Raw genomic sequence first — 17,425 nt, 5'->3', positions numbered from 1 at the left:
GGCTTCTTGACTCTCGTGAGCCGCGTGTACACCGCTTGGGCTGAGGCACTCAACGAATCCGAAGCTACGGTGCAGCGCCGCCACGTCGCATGCAGCGAATGACCGGTCCGCCGACCGGTTCGTCGTCGACCGTCGCCGCCCACCGCTCGTGCCTGCGTGATCTGTCACCGCCCACCCCGGAACCCGAGCCCGAGTGGGAGACGCCTGCCGAGGTGGCCCCCGGTCAGGGCGACGAAGCAGACGATCCGGCCGGCACGTTCTCCGAGCGGGGCCGCGCCCATGACGCCCTCGTCCACGATCGCCTCGCCCAGGGCATGGGCCTGCGCCGCGTCGCCCGCCACCTGGGCTGGGGGACGGCACACCGTCCAGCGGTACGCCCGGGCCGCCCGCCGGCAGGACATGGTCAAGGGCCGTAGGCGCCGACTCCCCAACAAACTCGACCCGCTCACGCCCTACACAAGATGTCCGCACCTGACCGGGGCGGGTGGGCGCGCGCTGGTGGTGCAGTGCCGTGGCGTTCTCCTGGTTGTTGTCACATCGGTCAGACGGAATCAGACGAACCTTTCAGCGTTCGTGTCGGGTTCTTTCGGCGGCACGTGAACGCCGGGTGCCGCGTGGTGCCGCGTGGTGCCGTTGCCCGGTGCGAAGTGTCTTTCGTCGGTGCCGGCCCAGTGGGTTGTGGGTGTGTCGTCGGTGCCGGCCCAGGGCAGTGTGGGTGCGTAGTCGGTTGTGGCCCGGTGTGGTGTGGGGCGGTCATTGCCGGACAGGTGCGGGTTCGGGGCGGTCTGGGGCTGGGGCGGTGCGGGGGCTGCCGGGCGTTGTTTGGTGGTGTGGAAGGCCAGCAGGACTGCGGAACCCGCGGCCCACAGGATGAGTGTCGCCAGCGGGGCGAGGACGTGGGAGCTCTGGAAGTAGCTGAGGTCGGCGATGGCGCGGACGGCGGCGCCGGGGGGCAGCAGCTCCGACAGGGTCCGGGCTCCGCTGGGCATCAGGTCGGTGCCGACGGTTGCGCCGCTGGTGGAGTTGCCGACGGTCAGCAGCAGCAGGGTGGCGAGGGGGATGCCGAGGGGGCCGACGTAGGTGGCCAGCATTTTCGTGGTGAAGGCCGCGGCGGCGGCCAGCAGGGCCAGGACGAAGGCGAGGGGGAGATACGACGCGGGGACGGCGCCCAGGATGGGGCCGGCGATGGCGGCCGCGACAAGGCCCGACGCTGCGGCGAAGGCGGCCAGCAGGGTGAAGCGGTGGCGCAGGTGGAGCAGGCTGCTGAGTCCCACGACGTTCTGGGCGAGGGCGAAGCCGGAGAGGGTCACTCCGAAGGAGACGTAGAACCCGGCCAGGCCGCGGGCGTCGTACCGGTCGAGCGGCACGATGTCGGAGACGCTGAGGTGCTGGTCGGCGCCGTGTGCGTAGGCGGTGACGAGTTTGGTGACCGCGGTGGTCGTGGACAGGCCGTTCGCGCTCGCGACGTCGAGTTTGAGGTCTTTGCCGTGAGGGCCGGTGCCGAGCACGGCCACGACGTCGCGGTGGCGCAGCGCGTCGCGTGCCTCGGTGGTGGAGTCGGCGCGCCGGACGTCGATCGAGTCGCCCAGGGCCTGCTGGACCTTGTTCGCCAGCTGCGGTCCCGTGACCGCCACGGGGATCCGGTGGGGCTGGGGGTCGCGCATGAGTCCGACATAGCAGCTGACGAACGCCGAGACGATGACCAGGCCGATCAGGAACGGCTGCAGCCAGACGCGGACGGGATGGCGGCGCCTGTGATGCGGGGGGTGGGGCTGGGGATGCACTCCGGGTTTCTCCATGACTGGTGGTGGATCGACGACAGCGGGACCGTTCGTGGTCACACCGCTGGGGGGCTCACCGCCGGGCCACCTCTTCGAGCCGGGCGGCGGTGGCGACGGCCTCGGCGACCGCGGGCTGCTCGGCGATCGCGGTGCACACCTCGGCGACGCCGGGGGTGTAGGCGAGGGAGAGGTCGTCGCTGTCGCGCAGCGGCACGGTCGATGTGATCGCCATCTTGCCGCGGCGGTGCAGCGCGAAGACCGGCTTGCTGTCCCGGCCGGCGGCTTCGCGGTGCTCGGCTGACGTGGTGCTTTCTGTGTTCATGACTGCTGTTCCTTCGTGCGCGTCGCGCCTGTCTGCCCTGGGCAGGCAGGCGCGAGGGCTGCGGTGGAGGTCCGTTCCCCCGGGCTGGTGCCGTACGGGACGGCGCGGTTGCTCGCGGGCGGCCGGCCGGGACGGGCAGGCGCCCGCGGCGGCGGGCCGGCGCCGTGCACTGTCGTGTCGGCGCCGTGCGCCGTGGTGCCGGGGGGCCTTGCGGCCGGCCCGGCCCGGCCCGGGCCCCGGTGCCGGTCATGGGTGCCAGTCACGGTGGGTGCCGTGCACCTGGTACCCACCGTTCATCGGCGGGTGCCGGCGGCAGGGGGGGCGCGGTGCCTGGGGGAGGGGTCCTGCAGTTTTCTGTGGTGGTGGGGGGTGGGGTGGGCCCGGGGCCGGTCAGCGGCCCTGGAAGTCGACGGCGGGCCGGGGCTGCTTTGCCTTGAAGGCCTTGACGGCGGAGGCGAGGCCCTTGGTGACGTCGTCGGTCTCGAACAGCGGCATGGCGATGTCGAACATCGCCTCGTCCGCGGCGGAGACGCCGCCGACGGCCCAGGCGCGCAGCAGGGCCTTGTGTGCGGCGTAGGCGCGGGTGGGTCCCTTGGCCGCCTTGCGAGCGAAGGCGGTCGCCTCGGCCAGCAGGGCGTCGTCGGCGACGACCCGGTTGACGACACCGGCGTCTGCCATGACCCTGGCGGGCACCTGCTCGGAGGTGAGTGCCCATTCCGCGGCGCGTGCCCGGCCCGCACGCTCGGCGACCCGGTAGATCCCGCCGAGCAGGGTGACGATGCCCAGGGTCTGCTCGGGGTGGCCGAAGCGGGCCGTCTCGCCGGCGAAGATCACGTCGGCGCGGAGCGCGAGTTCCAGACCGCCGCCGAAGCACAGCCCGTGAACGGCGGCGATCACCGGCAGCGGGAGCCGCTCGAGCTGGTTGAAGACCTGCATGTAGCGCTCGAAGAGGGTCCGCAGTTCGCGTACGTCCGCATCCGGCCACTCGACGATGTCGCCGCCGAAGCTGAAGTCCGGGCCCTCGGCGCGCACCAGGACCGCGCGGGCGTCGCTGTGGCCGATCGCCTCCAGCGCTTCGGCGAGGTCGGTTGCCATCCGCGGGTCGATGCGGTTCTGCGGCGGGTTGGTCAGGACCAGCGTGGCGAGGCCGTCGTCGATGGAGTAGGTCAGATGGGGCATGGTTCGTCCTTGCACTCTGTCGGGGGCCCTCGTCAGGAGAGGTGCCGGCGGAACCAGTCGAGGGCGCCGGTGCTCGCCTGGTCGAACTCGGTGGTGTACGGGTCGAAGTGGCCGCCGGGGATCATCTGCAGCCGCTTGGGCTCCAGGGCCTGTTCGAAGGCTGTGAGCCCCGTGTCGGTGAGGGTCACGGTGTCGTTCTCGGCGACCACCATGAGCAGCGGCGTGGGGGAGACCCGCGTGATCCAGGTCCCGGGCTCGTACATACGGGCCAGCCGGTTGGAGCGGACCGTGACCTCGTTGCTCCACACGCCCTCCGGTACGGGCTGGAGGTAGAAGTCGATGGCGTCCTGCGTCCGGTAGGAGGCGGGCACCGCCGGGTCGTCGCCGACGACGGCCTGGGTGCGGGGGGCCTCGCCGCGGGCCTGGGCGCGCTCGTCCTCGTCGAAGGCCGCCTCCAGCTTCGTGACCGCCTCCGGCGCGATGCGGCGCCGCCCCTGCTCGAAGCCGCTGATGGTCGGGACCTGGGAGACCACGGCGCGCAGCCGGCGGTCGGTGGCGCCCAGCACGATCGCGTGGCCGCCGGCGTAGCTGGTGCCCCACAGGCCGATCCGGCCGGCGTCGACCTCGGGCCGGCTCTCCAGGTAGGAGATGGCGCGGCGCCAGTCGGCGATCTGCCGCCAGGGGTCGATGTCCTGCCGGGGAAGGCCGTCGCTGACACCGAAGTTGCGGTGGTCGTGCAGCAGGACGACGAACCCCGCCTCGGCGAAGGCCCGCGCGAAGGGCTCCAGGCCGTGGTCCCTGACCCCGGCGTAGCCGTGGGCCATGGTGATCGCCGGGTGCGGGCCGGGACCGTCCGGCAGGAAGAGCCAGCCGCGCAGCGTGACCCCGCCGTCGGCGTGGAAAGCGACATCCTCGCGCTGGACCATGGAACAACCTCCTCGGTGCGACCAGGGCCGGGCCCTGGTCGGAATGACGGAAACGGGGGCTCAGCCCTGGTGGAAGTACTCGGCGTCGAGCACGCCCTCAAGCCTGCGGCCCAGTTCGGCGGAGAACCGGTGGACGGCGCCGAGCGGCCGGTGGTGGATGGCGGCCCGGACGATCTGCCTGTCCGCGTTCTTCGTCAGGATCGTCACGCCGTCGATCTGCGTGCCGCCGAACGCGGTGGCCTGCCACTCCAGGTAGGAGCGCTCCCCGCTGACGGTCTCCTGGGTGAAGACGAGCGAGTCGTAGATCGTGCTCGCCGCGGCCATCACGTTCTTGACCAGGTCCCGGCCCTCGACCGTGCGGGTGAGCGCGCTCGCCTCCAGCGTCACGCCGGCGGCGAACGCCTCGCTGAACGCGTTGGCCGACTTCTCCTCGAAGGCGTTGGTCCAGCCCGACGCGCGCACGGCGGGCAGCACACCGGCCAGGAAGCGGTCGAGGTGACCCGCGACGGTGGCCGGCTGCTCCAGGTGGGCCCAGTGCCCGGCCTGGCCGACCGCGACCGTCTCGGGCGCGGCGAACCGCGGCGCGACCCCCTGGGCGACCAGCTCGTCGGTGACGAGACCGTCGTCCTCGCCGCGCACGATGAGCACGGGCCCCGTGTACCGGCTGGACTGCTCGCCCGCCGGGTGCCCGTTGTTCCAGCAGTCGGCGGCGTCCCGCACGGTCTCGGGACGCATCCGCGTGCCGCTCACCACCAGCCGGTCGAGGTCGGCCTCCGCCAGCGCGGCCGACAGCTGCGTCCTGACCGCGCGCTGCGCGTCGCCGTCGCCGCCCAGGGAACGGAAGGTGTCCATCACCTCGTCGGGCTGCCGGGTGCCGGCCAGCGGGAGCGGGGTGACCAGGACCAGGCCGAGAGCCTGGTCGGGGCGCTGTGCGGCCACCAGCTCGGCCACCGCCGATCCCATGCTCTGCCCGACGATCACGAAGGGCTTGCCGAGGGCGTCGGCCACGGCGCCCACCTCGTCGGCGAACCGGTCGTAGGTGAACGGCCCGCTCGCCTGCGTGCGGTCCCCGCTCCCGGCCAGGTCGAGGGTGACGCATTCGATGCCGGGGGTGGTGAGTTCGCCGATCAGGCCGTCCCAGACGTACTGGTCGTCCAGGAAGCCGTGGACGAACACCACGGCGAAGTCTCCCTCGCCCTGCCGCCGGAACCGCACATCGCTCGTTCCGATCCGCTCTGTCCTCATTGCTGTGCTCACTTTCCGGGAGCGACCCTGACCTCGCCCGAGGGGGACCACGCCTTGGTGTCGATCGGGGACCAGTCGGCGGGCCGTCCGTCCAGGCGCTGCATCCGCAGGCCGTGCTTCGCCTCCAGCAGTTCCTTGTCCAGGGGGGTGGTGAAGACGTTCTCGACCAGCGTGTACTCGGCGGCCAGGCGTCCCACGGCCGGCAGGGCGGCGGTGTCGATTCGGCCCCGCTCCAGGTAGAGGTCGTCCCGGACGTGGAAGCGCACCACCCGGCCCCAGACCACGTGGTCGACCCCGTCGTCCCCGACAGGGATGATCCGGTCGACGACGCACTCGAAGGAGATCGGCGCATCCTTGACCCGGGGGGCGCGCACCACCTCGGACGGCTCCTTGCCCAGGCCGAGCGCCTCGAACTCGTCGACGTCCGACTCGAACCCGAACGCCGAACCGTGCATGGCGTCCGCCTGCGGCAGCGTCACCAGGTTGGTCACGAACTCGCCGGTGTCACGGATGTTGATGAAGGTGTCCTTCAGCGTGACGCCGTCCGCCTGCGGCTGCAGCGTGATCGAGACCATGGGCGGCTTCCTGCCGACGGCGGTGAAGAAGGAGATGGGCGCGAGGTTGGCCACGCCCTCGGTGGACACCGTGCTGACCCAGGCCACGGGGCGCGGGATGATGCTTCCGATCAGCAGTTTGTACGCGTGGGCGGCGTCGAGTTCCGCAGCGTCAATGATCATCGTCAGACCTCCATCGGGTTGAGGCGCGGTCCACGCCGGAGAGAAGCGGCCCGCGCGGCGGTGCCGAACGCCTGGCCAAATGTGTAACGCTCGGCCGACATAAGTATATGCCCGTTAGTTATGTCGCCCGTGTGTGACGCGAGCCTCTGCGGTCATGGTGGCCCCCTTGTGAGGCGTGATGCATGGCCGCCGGGGCTGTCTGGTCGCGTACCGGCGGGCACTGCTTGCACGCGGGAAGTCGAGGCCTGCGCGAGGACGGCTACGGTGCGGAATGCGCAACATAGGCATACATCTATTGACTGTGTCGTTTATTCGCGTTACTTTCGACTGGAGAAGCACGACAGACCAGGCAGCGTCCACGGGTGTCGACATGGCTGATCGGTTACAGCCACCTCGTGGGTGCCTCTGAGCCCCAAGGAAGCGATCATGCCCGGAGCGCAACTGAGCTGGAGTGTCCACGTAGCGCCGTCGATCCCCACCGAGATCGCGGACCTGCCGCCCGACGTCCCCCGGCGCATGTGGTCGCCCATCACGGCCACGCTGATCACTGGCGAGCGCGATGCGGTGCTGGTCGACGCGCTGATGACTGCCGAGCAGGCCGACCGGCTGGCCGACTGGGTTGCGGCGAGCGGCATGAACCTCACGACGGTCTTCGTGACCCACGGGCACGGTGACCACTGGTTCGGGCTGGGCACCCTTCTTGAACGCTTCCCGGGGGCGCGCGCAGTGGCGACGCCGGCGGTGGTGGAGCAGATGAAGAAGCAGATGGCACCGGAGTTCGTCGCGTCGTTCTGGGACAAGCGCTTCCCCGGCCAGATCCCGGACAGGCTCGTGGCCGCGGAGCCGCTGGCCGGCGATCGGCTGGAGCTGGAGGGTCACGACCTCGTCGTCGTGGGACTCGGGCACACGGACACTGATGACACCACCTGTCTGCACGTGCCGTCGATCGGCCTGGTCGTGGCCGGAGACGCCGTCTACAACGATGTGCACCTCTACCTCGCCGAATCGCCCGCCGAGGGCCGCCGAGCCTGGCTGGACGCGCTCGACACCATCGCCGCGCTGGAGCCAGAAGCGGTGGTCGCGGGACACAAGAACCCCGACCGCCCTGACGACCCGAAGACAATCGCCGAGACCCGGCGCTATATCCACGACTTCGAGGCGGTCGCAGAGCGCGCCACGACCACTCTCGACCTCTACCGCGGCATGTTGGAACTGCATCCTGGCCGGATCAACCAGGGCGCACTGTGGGGCTCGGCGAGGTCCGCCAAGGGCTGAGCGGCCGGGCCTGGCCGCCCGGTCACGCAATGGTCGGGGCGCCCGGGGCACGGAGGCGTCAGCTGAGTGCGTATCCGTCGTCCGGTTGCTTCTGTTCGCGACTCACCCGAGCGGCGCAGCCTGCATGGGCGAACCGACCGGACCCTACGTGGAACTTCGGGGAGCTGACGCTCGTCATTCGGGGAGTTACACTTCCAAACGTAATAAGTAAATAGGCTATGGACATGTTGCCGTAGCTGTCGTCACCGAAAGAGATCCGCGAATGTCCTGGACTGCGACAGCCCGATACGGCCTGGAGCCCGCCCCGGGCGGGCTGGCCTTCGTGCAGGACCTGCTCAACACACTGTCCGCCGGTAAGCCCCGGGAGCCCGACCTTCTGCAGACCGCCGAGGGCGCCCGTGCTTGGCTTGACCAGGCATTGAAGAGCTGGAGTGGCGTGACCCACCGGCCCGCACCCGGCATCGAACTGACAGCCGAGGACGTGCAGGGCCTCCGCGACTTCCGCCATGACCTGGGCCAGATCCTCCACGCCCAGCTCGGTGACTCGGCGACGGAGCCCGGCCCGGCGGCTTCACTGATGACTTTGCCCACCGGTCTGCGGCTCGACGAGCACGGGGCCATCCACGCTGAGCCCCGCGGTACGGGATGGCGGCAGGCGGCGTCACTCGCCCTCATCGAGGCCTACCAGGCGCAGTGCACCGACACACTGCGCCGCCTGAAGTCTTGCCGAAACACGCGCTGCCTGGCTGCCTTCTACGACCGCTCCCGCAACAACAGCGGCGTCTGGCACGACGTCCACGTCTGCGGCAACGCGGCCAACCTGCGCAACTATCGTGCGCGCAAGCGGGCCGGCGCCGACCAGGTCTGACAGCCGACTCTCCGGCGCGTGGTGTGCCGGCGGAGCGCGCACCTGCCGGGCGCCGGGCCCGAAGCATGGGGTCTCAGAAAACGGCGGCTCGGCGGGTCCACCGGATCAGGCGGTAGCGCAGTTCGGGGGCCGAGCTCGTCGCCCGGGCTGCGGCAACCCGCCTGCAGCATCAGCGCTGTGCTGCGACGACGCCCGCACGCGATGGCCGGCGACCCCTACGTCGGCCTGACGGCGCTGGAACCGGTTTCAAGAAGGCGGACCGCTGGAAGGCATCTGCTGCCCGCAGCGCAGGACGACCTTGTGCGCCGTCTTGGCCGCACGACCGAAGGAGCAGCTGCCTGCGATCTCGCACCGCTCACGAGGGCAACCAGGCTGAACGCGACTCCTGATCCGGCCGATGCGACCAGCGCACTCCACCAGGACAAGGACATCCGCCCATGACCCCCGATGAACTCTTCGACGGCATCGCTGCCGACCTGGCGCCCCGCGGTGTCACCACCGGCATCCTGTTCGGCAAACGAGCCCTCAAAGCCCACGACAAAGCCTTCGCCTGCCTCCTGGGCGACAACCTCGCCTTCAAACTCGGCGAGGGCACCCCCGCCCACGCCGAAGCCCTCGCTCTGCGCGGGGCTGAACTCTTCGACCCATCCTTCAAAAACCACCCCTTCAAGGACTGGGTCGCTGTTCCTGAGCGCCACGCCAAACAGTGGCCGAACCTGGCCGAAGCCGCAATGAACAGCCTCCCTTCGTAACCTGCTGTCCGGTCTTCAGTCGCATCGCGACGTGCTGTCCTGCTCGCAGGCATGCCGTGCTGACTCAGTTCGTCGAGGCCTGCCTGACCACAACCGTCGTTTACCAGACCGCCCCCTGAACGACACGCTCCGCCGTGAAGAGACGCGGTCAGCGAGGGAACGCCCCCGGACGCGCCGCGGCCGCCTCGGCGCCGATGAGGGCCTGGGCCCCTCTCAGGCGGTGAAGCGGCTCTGGATGTCCGGGCGCTCGGCGAGGTGCGGGGGATAGCCGGGGCCGAGGCGCGGGTGGGTGTCGTCGGCTGTCATCGGTTCCTTACAGGAGGCGCAAACGACCTCGGCGTCGCTCTGGTGACCGCAGCGGTCGTGGTGGAAGACCACCGGCGGTCCCTGCTCGCCGCTGAGCCAGCGATTGCCCCAGGTGTTCATGGCAGCCAACACGCCGAAGAAGTCGCGCCCCTTCTCCGTGAGCACGTAGTCGTAGCGCACCGGCTCGTGCTGGTAGGCCTTCTTCTCCATGAGGCCCTCATCGACCAGGCGGCGGAGACGGTCGGTCAAGGTGTTGCGAGCGATGCCGAGCTCCTGCTGGAACGCGTCGAACCGCTTGATCCCGTAGAAGGCCTCCCGCAGGACCAGTGGCGTCCACCAGTCCCCGAGCATGTCCATGGTGCGCGCGACTGAGCACGGCCAGTTCGCGAAAGAGGTCCGCCTCATGGCCTCAGCATATAGGTCTCACCATAGGACTCAGCATTTCGGACCTGTGAATCCGCAAGCCGAGCGGTGGGTAGCCGCAGGGGTGGTCGCCACCGCGGCGACACGCAACGGTGGTCGTGCTTCCGGTACCCGCGTCGGTGGTCGTCCAGCGTGTCCCAGGCCGGGGATGCGGATACCGGACCTTGTGCCGCTTGTCGATGCTGATCAGCACGAGCGCCGGCCTGACGGACGGCGTCATCGAGCGTTCGGGTTCCCGGCCCGGCCCGGCTCGCGCTCCATGGCGCGGACCAGGTCGAGGGCCCGGCCCAGGGTGGTGAGCCGGGCGTCCAGCGTCTCGCCGGCGGGGTAGAAACGAACGGTGTCGACGCCGGCGTCGCGCCACACCCGCAGCCGGTCCCGCACCATGTCCTCGGTGCCGATGAGCGTGGTGCCCAGCACCATCTCGTCGGTGACCAGTTCGGCCGCGCCGTCCCGGTCGCCGGCCTGCCAGCGCTCGCGGACCTCGGCGGCGACGTCGGCCCAGCCCTGGCGGCTGTATGCGTTGTTGTAGAAGTTGGTGCTCGCGGAGCCCATGCCGCCCAGACTGAAGGCCAGTTCCTTCTTCCGGCCGGCCACCATCGCCCGCAGTGCGTCCTCGTCCTTGGCGAAGGCCACCTCGGCGCCCTGGCAGATGTCGAAGTCCGCGCGTGAGCGGCCGGAAGCGGTGAGGCCCGCGTCCAGGTGGTCGAAGTAGGCCTCTTTGGCGCCCTCGGGTACGAAGCTGGTGCCGAGCCAGCCGTCGGCGATCTCGCCGGTCAGTTGCAGCATCTTGGGCGAGAGGGTCGCCAAGTAGATCGGGATGTCGTGCTCGGCGCGCATTGACAGGCGCATGGGCTTGGCATCCCCACCGGGCAGCGGGATCTGGAACTCCCGCCCGGCGTGAAAGACCTTCTCGCCCGCGGCGGCCTGCCGCACGATCTCGACGGTCTCCCGCATCCGTGACAACGGCCGGTCGAAGGGTACGCCGTGCAGTCCTTCGATCACCTGCGGGCCGGATGGGCCGAGTCCCAGCAGGAAGCGCCCCTGGGAGATCTGCGACAGGGTGATCGCCGCTCGGGCGATGGCCATCGGCGTGCGGGTGGCGAGCTGGATGATCCCGGAGCCGAGCAGCATGCGCTCCGTCCGGGCGGCGAGATACCCCAGCGGCGACGGTGCCTCGGATCCCCACGCCTCCGCCACCCAGCAGATGTTCAGGCCCAGCTTCTCCGCCTCGATGACGAAGTCCACCGTCTCCGGCCAGCTGCCCCCGGATGCCTCGATCGTGGTCGACGTACGCATCACACACTCGCCTTTCCGGACTTCTCCGCAAGCTTCTTGATCGCCGTGAGAGTGACGCTGATGTTGGTCTCGAACTCCCGCATCCGCACGAAGATGATCTTCTGTTCCTTCTCCGGCATGCGGTCAATGGCAAACGAAAGACCGGAGCGGCCCGGTCCCAGCTGCATCCACTGCCGCAGCAGCGTCCCGCCGTCCTTGGGGTCGAGGGTGAATCGCCAGATCGCCGAAGGCTGCTCGGGGTCCTCAACCGCCCAGGCGAACACCCTGGGCGGCTCGTACTCCACAACGTGGGAGGTGGTGGCCCACTCACCCAGCGCCTCGTGGCTGCTCCGGCCCACGAAGCGGACCCCCGGCGCGGGTTGTGTCGCCCCGTCCAGCCACTCCACCGACTGCAACTCCGCGCTCAGGCGCGGCATCAGCTCGATGTCGGTCACCAGCCCCCATACCCGTTCCGGCGGGGCGGCGATCCAGATCGGCACCTCGACCGTCGGCTTGTCCGCGTAGCGCGCGCCCGTCCATTCCATGGCCCGGTGGCCTCCTCATTCGGTGGTGAAGATCCCTGCAAAATAGGGGTCTGAACAGTAAAGTTGCGTAGATAGACTTATGTGTCAAGTGGTGGGCTGCGGCGCTACCGGGTAACTGCCGCAGCCCGCGAACCGCGCAGGCGCAGGCCGCCCGCCGCGATGGGGCAGCCCGTAAGGCCGACGTCAGGACAGATGCGCCGATCCGAGGAGGCGGTCGGCGAGTACGTTGAGCCGGTGGGCCGACGAGCCGAGGAGTGAGCGCCGCGCACGGGCGCGCCTGAGCAGTACGTGGGACGGGTGCTCCCAGGTGAAGCCGATGCCTCCATGGGTCTGCAGGGCGTCGGCCGTCACTGCCTCGACCGCGTCGGCCGCCGCCGCGAGCGCGGTACGAGCCGCCACGTCGGCGTCAGCACGCTTGCCGTCGATGGCGTGGGCCGCCCCGCGGACGAGCATCCAGGCGGCGTCGAGCTGGACGGACCGGTCAGCGAGTACGTGCTTGACGGCCTGGAACGATCCGATCGGCCGGCCGAACTGCCGACGTTGCCCGGCATACTCAACGGCGCCCTCCAGCGCGCGTCGCCCGGTGCCGATGAGCTCGGCTGCCAGCACGGTGAGCAGGCGGGCGACCGTATGTGCGCCGAGCGGTCCGAGCGGTATGGCGGGCGCGCCGGTCAGCCGCAGGCTCGCCATCGGCTCGGTGACGTCCAGCGACTCCACGGAGGTCCGCGCGGTGGCCGGTTCGGCGAGTTCCACGAGGACCGGCCGCGCCGGGGCGCTGCCCTCGTCGGCGAAAGCCAGCAGCAGTTCGGCGTCGAGGCCGAACGGCACCGCTGCCAGCATGCCGTCCGCCGCCGAGCCGTTCAGCGTCAGCGAGCCCGCCCGCCGGCCGGGCACCATGTGGGCAGGGAAGGTCTCCCAGGCCGGTACGGCGACGGTGGAGCCGCCCACGACGCCGGCCAGCGCGGCTCGCGCGCCGGGACTGTCGGCGTGCTCGGCCAGCACTGCGGCGACGGTCGCGGTGGCGGCGAACGGGAGGGTCGGCAGGGCCGACCCCACCCGCTCGGCCAGGACACACAGGTCCGTAACACCGCCACCCGAGCCGCCCAGTCTCTCGGGCACGCCCAGGCCGAGCAGTCCGAGTTCGGCGAGCGAGGCCCATAGCTCACGGTTGAGGGTCTGGGGGATGGCGTCCCAAGGCGGAGGGAGGGTGTTCCTGCGGGCGTGGGCGGCGAGCAACCGCTCCGCGGTTCGGCCCAGTTCGAGCTGTTCGTCGGTTGGCGCGAAGCGCATCGGGGTCCTCCTCACGTCGGGGGAAATCCAAGGCGCCCAGCATTGACTAGTGAGTCTATCTACGCAACTGTTCTGCTCATTCGCTTACCGAAGACACCAGGAGGTTGTAGTGGAACCGCAGGGCAGCGAGCGGGCCGAGCGCTTCCGCGCTTCGGTGCGGGCATTCGTGGCGGACCTGGTCCCGCCGGACTGGCGGGGCATCGGCGCCCTCGACCCGATCGAGCGCGAGACGTTCCAGGAGAAGACGCGGGCCGCGCTCGCCGAGCGCGGCTGGGTTGCCCCGGCATGGCCGCGGGAGTACGGCGGCGCCGGCCTCGGACCGGCGGAACTGGTCGTCGTCATTGAGGAACTGACCGCAGCCGGCATTCCTTCCGGCTCGGACAACGACGAGTTCGGCATCACCATGCTGGGCAACACCATGCTGCGCTGGAGCGACCCGACCCTGTTGCGCCGGTTTCTGCCGAGGATCGTCTCCGGCGAGTATGTCTTCGCGCAGGGCTTCTCCGAGCCGGGCGCCGGCTCGGACCTGGCCTCGCTCTCCCTGCGGGCCGAACCGTACGGCGACCAGTGGGTACTGAACGGGCAGAAGCTGTGGTCCTCCGGCGCACACAAGGCGAACTGGACGTTCGTCCTGGCCCGGACCGATCCCGACGCCCCGGCGCACCGCGGCATCAGCATGCTCCTGGTCCCCTTGGACCAACCCGGCATCGACATCCGCCCGATCCGCAACCTCACCGGCGAGGCGGACTTCAACGAGATCTTCTTCGACAACGCGACGACCGAACTCGGCCTGGTCGTGGGAGAGGTCGACCGTGGCTGGACGGTTGCGATGACGCTGCTGGGCTTCGAGCGCGGCGCGACCGCGCTCAAGGCACCGATCCGCTTCCGCAACGAGCTGGACCGGCTGATCGAGCTGGTCCGGGAGCGCGGGCTGCACCGCGACCCCGACATCCGCCGCCGGATCGCCTGGTGCCATGTCCAGGTCGAGCAACTGCGCTGCCACGGGCTGCGCACCGCCGCCACACTGATCGCCGGAGAGGAACCTGGCCCCGCCGCTGCCGCGTTCAAGCTGCTCTGGAGCGAGTACCACCAGCGGGCCACCGAGCTGGCCGTGGACGTCCTCGGCCTGGGCGCGCTGACCCCGACCGGGCGGCCCTCGCCGAACTGGTTCCACACCGACGACCCCGGCGCGCCGAACTCGTCCGCGTCCTGGACCAGCGTCTACCTCAACGCCCGCGCCGGCACGATCTACGCAGGCTCCTCCCAGATCCAACGCGGCATCGTCGGGGAGCTGGTGCTCGGCCTGCCGAAGGAGCCCCGACCCGCGCCCACTGCCGCACGCTGACTGCCGAGAGCCGAGGAGTATCGATGATCATCCGCAGTCCCTACCCGGACATCGCCATCCCGGAGGTCTGCCTGCCGGAGTTCCTGTTCGCCGGACTCGGCACCGATGACGCCGACCGCCCTGCCATCATCGACACCTCCCATCGCGGCTACACCTACGGCCAGTTGACCGCCGCAATCGGCCGGGTCGCGGCTGGTCTGGCCGAGCGCGGTCTGGGCCGCCACGACGTGGCCGTCATCTTCTCCCCCAACTGCCCGGACTACCCCGCGGTCTTCCACGGTGTGATGAGCACCGGCGCCGTCCCCTCACCGGCCAATGCGCTCTACACGCCGGCCGAACTGGCCCATCAACTCCGCGATTCCGGCGCCCGGGTCCTGTTCGCCTCCGCCGACTCCCTGGACCGGGCGCGCGCCGCGGTGGCCGAGGACAGGGTCCGGGTGGAGGAGATCATCGTGCTCGGCTCAGCCCGGGGCGCGCCGGGCCCGGTCCGGGAGACAGGCTTCGACGAGCTCCTGGCGAGCACCGCCCCGACCCCGAAGGCTGTACTCAGCGGCGATGACCTTGCCGCGCTGCCCTACTCCTCGGGCACCACGGGCCTGTCCAAGGGCGTCATGCTCACCCATCGCAACCTGGTTGCCGGCGTGCTGCAGACCCAGCCGCTCAACCTCCTGGGCCCCGACTCGCGGATGCTGGCAGTGCTGCCGCTGTTCCACATCTACGGCATCACGGGTCTCATGAACGGTACCTTGTACAGGCGAGGCCGCATCGTCACCATGCCGCGGTTCGACCTCCCCCGGTTCCTGGCCGCGATCGAAGAGCACCGGATCGACCACCTCTACATCGTGCCGCCCATCGCCCTCGCCCTGCTCAACTGTCCACAGCTGGACGAGTACGACCTGAGCAGCGTCAAGCTGATCATGAGCGCGGCCGCCCCCCTGGATCGCGATCTGGCACAGGCGCTCGCCAAGCGGCTGGACGCCGTCGTGGTCCAGGGCTATGGCCTGACCGAGTCGAGTCCCACCACTCACGGCATCCCCGTGGCACGGCCCGACCTCGACCGGGGATCGGTCGGCGTGCTGATGCCCAACCTGGAAGCCCGAGTGGTGGACCCCGTCACCGGAGAAGACAGCGCGCCCGGAGGTCAGGGCGAGCTGTGGTGCCGCGGCCCGAACATCATGCGCGGCTATCTCAACAACCCCCAGGCGACCACCGCCACCGTCGACGCCGACGGCTTCCTGCATACCGGCGACATAGTGACCGTTGATGCCTACGGCGTCTTCCACGTCGTGGACCGGCTCAAGGAGCTGATCAAATACCGGGGTCACCAGGTCGCCCCCGCCGAGTTGGAGGCCCTGCTGCTCACCCACGGCGGGATCGCCGACGCCGCTGTGGTGGGGGTGCACCACGATGGAGAGGAAGTGCCCAAGGCGTTCGTCGTGCGCCGCGCCACCCACCCCGGTCTGGATGCCGAGGAGGTCCAGGCGTTCGTTGCGGCCCGGGTCGCGCCGTACAAGAAGGTCCGGCTGGTCGAGTTCCTGGACCAGATCCCGAAGTCCCCGGCCGGCAAGATACTGCGCAAGGACCTGCGTCGACGGGAGTCGGTGATGTGACGGGCGGCGACGGGGCCCGAAAACGGGGCCGAAAGTCCCCTCGACTCTGCGGACGATGCCTTCGCGAAGCCCCGGTCCGGCCGGCGGCGCCACCGTCTCCCTGGCCGAACGGCGCGGCAGACACCCCGGCGTCTGCGTCGTTCGATCTCGCTCGACGCGCTGGTCACTCCGTCGGCTCCTCCGTTCTTCCTCTGGCACACGGCGGAGGATCCTTATGTTCCGCCGGAGCACACCTATCGCCTTGCTGCGGCGTTGGCCGCCGACAATGTGCCCCACGCGGTGCACGTCTTCCCCCACGGACCCCACAGCCTGGGCCTTGCTCATGGGGCTGGAGAGGCATCGACATGGACACGCTTCGCCGCGTCATGGATCGGCGAGCAGACCGGTACTCGGACGCCTCACGGAGCTTGACAGCGCCGGCCCAATTGCGATGCTGGGGAGTCTGATCGGGAGTTTCGTGGGATGCCGGGCGCCGGGTGGACCGCTCCGCTTCCCGCCTGCGGAGCGCGTGTGCGAGGCCACTTACGAGTGGCGTCAGCCGCCGACTTGGCCGCGGGCCCGGGCTGCGGCAAGGCCGTCCAGCCACGATGGGTTCGCGCTGGAACTCGGCGAGGGCGGAGAGCATGCCGAACATCGCGCGGCCCCATCGTGGCGGTGTCGATGCCCTGCTCGATGACATGCAGGTCGATCCCGCGCTCGAGCAGCTCGGTACGGGGGTGACCAGGACAGACTGGGAGGACCGGGCCGGGGCGAACGGTCGGGCTCCCGCATCCTGACCTCATATGGATCTTCGCTTTTCCGGTGGTTGCCTGAGACCGTTTTGCGCTGAGATCCGGCACGGCGATTTGTTGACCGATTGGACCACATCATGTTTCGATAGTGGTCCAATCGGTCAACAAACCTAGTGGAGGATTCCGATGCACCAGACCCAGACCCAGACTCAGACGGAGCGGAACAAGGCCGTCATCCTCGAGATCCTGACGACCGCGTTCAGCTCCAAGGACTTCACCGCGCTGGACCGGTACCTGCACCCGGACTACGTGCAGCACAACTCGTTCATCCCGCCGGCCAAGGCCGGGCTGCGCGGGTTCATCGCCGACCTGCCCGACGCCACCCGCTACGAGCCGGGAGCGATCATCGCCGAGGGAGACCTGGTCATGGTCCACGGCCGGTACTCCGGCGGATTCGACAAGCCCCTCCTCGGGATCGACATCTTCCGTTTCGAAGACGGCCTGGTGGTGGAGCACTGGGACGTCCTGCAGGACGAGGTGGCCGCGCAGGACACCGTCGCGGGCAACCCCATGTTCACCAACCCTCAGGCCGGCTAGGCCGACCGGCAGGCCTGACTCGAAGACGCGACGGCTCGGGTACGCACTCCGAGTCGGCGCCCGACGTAGACCCGACGCCGACCCCGGCGGAGACCCCGCCGACCCCACGGCACGCCAACCTGATGCCGGGGCACGGCGTCCACGCCGCTTCTCGCGGCGGCTTCCGCCGCATGCGCGCCGAACGCGCGCCACAGGCGAACGCCGCAGGAACATCG

Annotated in this window: 17 protein-coding genes and 1 pseudogene; 8 read left to right on the top strand and 10 right to left on the bottom strand. The window is 70.0% G+C overall.

The genetic code is table 11. From position 1 onward, the window contains the following. Window positions 1–98 precede the first annotated feature (98 nt). Window positions 99–416 carry a hypothetical protein gene (locus OG747_RS50360; RefSeq protein WP_405886341.1) on the top strand — a complete coding sequence of 106 codons (318 nt, stop codon included), beginning with the start codon at window positions 99–101 and terminating at the stop codon, window positions 414–416. 135 nt (window positions 417–551) lie between these two features. Here the strand turns inward: OG747_RS50360 and OG747_RS50355 are convergent, their stop codons facing one another. The 6 genes and pseudogenes from OG747_RS50355 to OG747_RS50330 all read right to left on the bottom strand — a co-directional run bounded on the left by OG747_RS50355 (window position 552) and on the right by OG747_RS50330 (window position 6,190). Beyond that, on the bottom strand, window positions 552–1,799 hold the full coding sequence (locus OG747_RS50355) for a hypothetical protein (RefSeq protein ID WP_331743862.1): 1,248 nt from the start codon (window positions 1,797–1,799) through the stop codon (window positions 552–554). 112 nt (window positions 1,800–1,911) lie between these two features. Continuing rightward, window positions 1,912–2,103 (bottom strand): annotated as a pseudogene (locus tag OG747_RS50350) (NAD-dependent malic enzyme); the annotation flags it as partial. 390 nt (window positions 2,104–2,493) lie between these two features. Then, entirely contained in the window at window positions 2,494–3,282 is a 789-nt protein-coding gene (locus OG747_RS50345; RefSeq protein WP_331743866.1) for an enoyl-CoA hydratase/isomerase family protein, read from the bottom strand. A gap of 32 nt (window positions 3,283–3,314) precedes the next feature. Beyond that, window positions 3,315–4,208: an alpha/beta hydrolase gene (locus OG747_RS50340; protein ID WP_331743869.1), complete on the bottom strand. Its 894-nt coding sequence runs from the start codon at window positions 4,206–4,208 to the stop codon at window positions 3,315–3,317. Window positions 4,209–4,268: 60 nt separating this feature from the next. After that, window positions 4,269–5,453: an alpha/beta hydrolase gene (locus OG747_RS50335; protein ID WP_331743872.1), complete on the bottom strand. Its 1,185-nt coding sequence runs from the start codon at window positions 5,451–5,453 to the stop codon at window positions 4,269–4,271. 8 nt (window positions 5,454–5,461) lie between these two features. Beyond that, window positions 5,462–6,190 carry a flavin reductase family protein gene (locus OG747_RS50330; RefSeq protein WP_331743875.1) on the bottom strand — a complete coding sequence of 243 codons (729 nt, stop codon included), beginning with the start codon at window positions 6,188–6,190 and terminating at the stop codon, window positions 5,462–5,464. 426 nt (window positions 6,191–6,616) lie between these two features. On the opposite strand from OG747_RS50330, the gene OG747_RS50325 reads away from it, so the two are divergent. The 3 genes from OG747_RS50325 (at window position 6,617) to OG747_RS50315 (ending at window position 9,085) form a co-directional block, all read left to right on the top strand. Further along, entirely contained in the window at window positions 6,617–7,465 is an 849-nt protein-coding gene (locus OG747_RS50325; RefSeq protein WP_331743878.1) for an MBL fold metallo-hydrolase, read from the top strand. A gap of 262 nt (window positions 7,466–7,727) precedes the next feature. Further along, on the top strand, window positions 7,728–8,333 hold the full coding sequence (locus tag OG747_RS50320) for a CGNR zinc finger domain-containing protein (RefSeq protein ID WP_331743881.1): 606 nt from the start codon (window positions 7,728–7,730) through the stop codon (window positions 8,331–8,333). Window positions 8,334–8,770: 437 nt separating this feature from the next. Further along, entirely contained in the window at window positions 8,771–9,085 is a 315-nt protein-coding gene (locus tag OG747_RS50315) for a hypothetical protein (RefSeq protein WP_331743884.1), read from the top strand. A 213-nt stretch (window positions 9,086–9,298) separates the two neighbouring features. Here the strand turns inward: OG747_RS50315 and OG747_RS50310 are convergent, their stop codons facing one another. From OG747_RS50310 to OG747_RS50295, 4 genes are all read right to left on the bottom strand, one after another. After that, window positions 9,299–9,796: a helix-turn-helix domain-containing protein gene (locus OG747_RS50310; RefSeq protein ID WP_331743887.1), complete on the bottom strand. Its 498-nt coding sequence runs from the start codon at window positions 9,794–9,796 to the stop codon at window positions 9,299–9,301. Between the two features lie 234 nt (window positions 9,797–10,030). Continuing rightward, complete coding sequence (locus OG747_RS50305) at window positions 10,031–11,113, bottom strand: LLM class flavin-dependent oxidoreductase (protein WP_331745009.1); 1,083 nt, start codon at window positions 11,111–11,113, stop codon at window positions 10,031–10,033. Continuing rightward, on the bottom strand, window positions 11,113–11,637 hold the full coding sequence (locus OG747_RS50300; protein ID WP_331743890.1) for an SRPBCC family protein: 525 nt from the start codon (window positions 11,635–11,637) through the stop codon (window positions 11,113–11,115). Before OG747_RS50300 ends, OG747_RS50305 begins: the two co-directional genes overlap by 1 nt. A 183-nt stretch (window positions 11,638–11,820) precedes the next feature. After that, the gene (locus OG747_RS50295) at window positions 11,821–12,927 is read right to left on the bottom strand and encodes an acyl-CoA dehydrogenase family protein (RefSeq protein WP_331743894.1); all 1,107 of its coding nucleotides are present in this window, start codon (window positions 12,925–12,927) and stop codon (window positions 11,821–11,823) included. A 109-nt stretch (window positions 12,928–13,036) separates the two neighbouring features. Here OG747_RS50295 and OG747_RS50290 point away from each other — a divergent pair, with 109 nt between their 5' ends. The 4 genes from OG747_RS50290 (at window position 13,037) to OG747_RS50275 (ending at window position 17,210) form a co-directional block, all read left to right on the top strand. Beyond that, window positions 13,037–14,272 carry an acyl-CoA dehydrogenase family protein gene (locus OG747_RS50290; RefSeq protein ID WP_331743897.1) on the top strand — a complete coding sequence of 412 codons (1,236 nt, stop codon included), beginning with the start codon at window positions 13,037–13,039 and terminating at the stop codon, window positions 14,270–14,272. 23 nt (window positions 14,273–14,295) lie between these two features. Continuing rightward, entirely contained in the window at window positions 14,296–15,882 is a 1,587-nt protein-coding gene (locus OG747_RS50285; RefSeq protein WP_331743900.1) for an AMP-binding protein, read from the top strand. A 132-nt stretch (window positions 15,883–16,014) separates the two neighbouring features. Then, window positions 16,015–16,293, top strand: a complete 279-nt coding sequence (locus OG747_RS50280) for a prolyl oligopeptidase family serine peptidase (RefSeq protein ID WP_331765400.1) — start codon at window positions 16,015–16,017, stop codon at window positions 16,291–16,293. A gap of 506 nt (window positions 16,294–16,799) precedes the next feature. Further along, window positions 16,800–17,210, top strand: a complete 411-nt coding sequence (locus OG747_RS50275) for a nuclear transport factor 2 family protein (protein WP_331743906.1) — start codon at window positions 16,800–16,802, stop codon at window positions 17,208–17,210. Window positions 17,211–17,425: the final 215 nt, after the last annotated feature.

The sequence above is a fragment of the Streptomyces sp. NBC_01384 genome, from assembly GCF_045040035.1.
Classification (GTDB): Bacteria; Actinomycetota; Actinomycetes; order Streptomycetales; family Streptomycetaceae; genus Streptomyces.
Note: the sequence above shows the minus strand (reverse complement) of the source record. Positions and strands in the feature narration are given on the sequence as shown.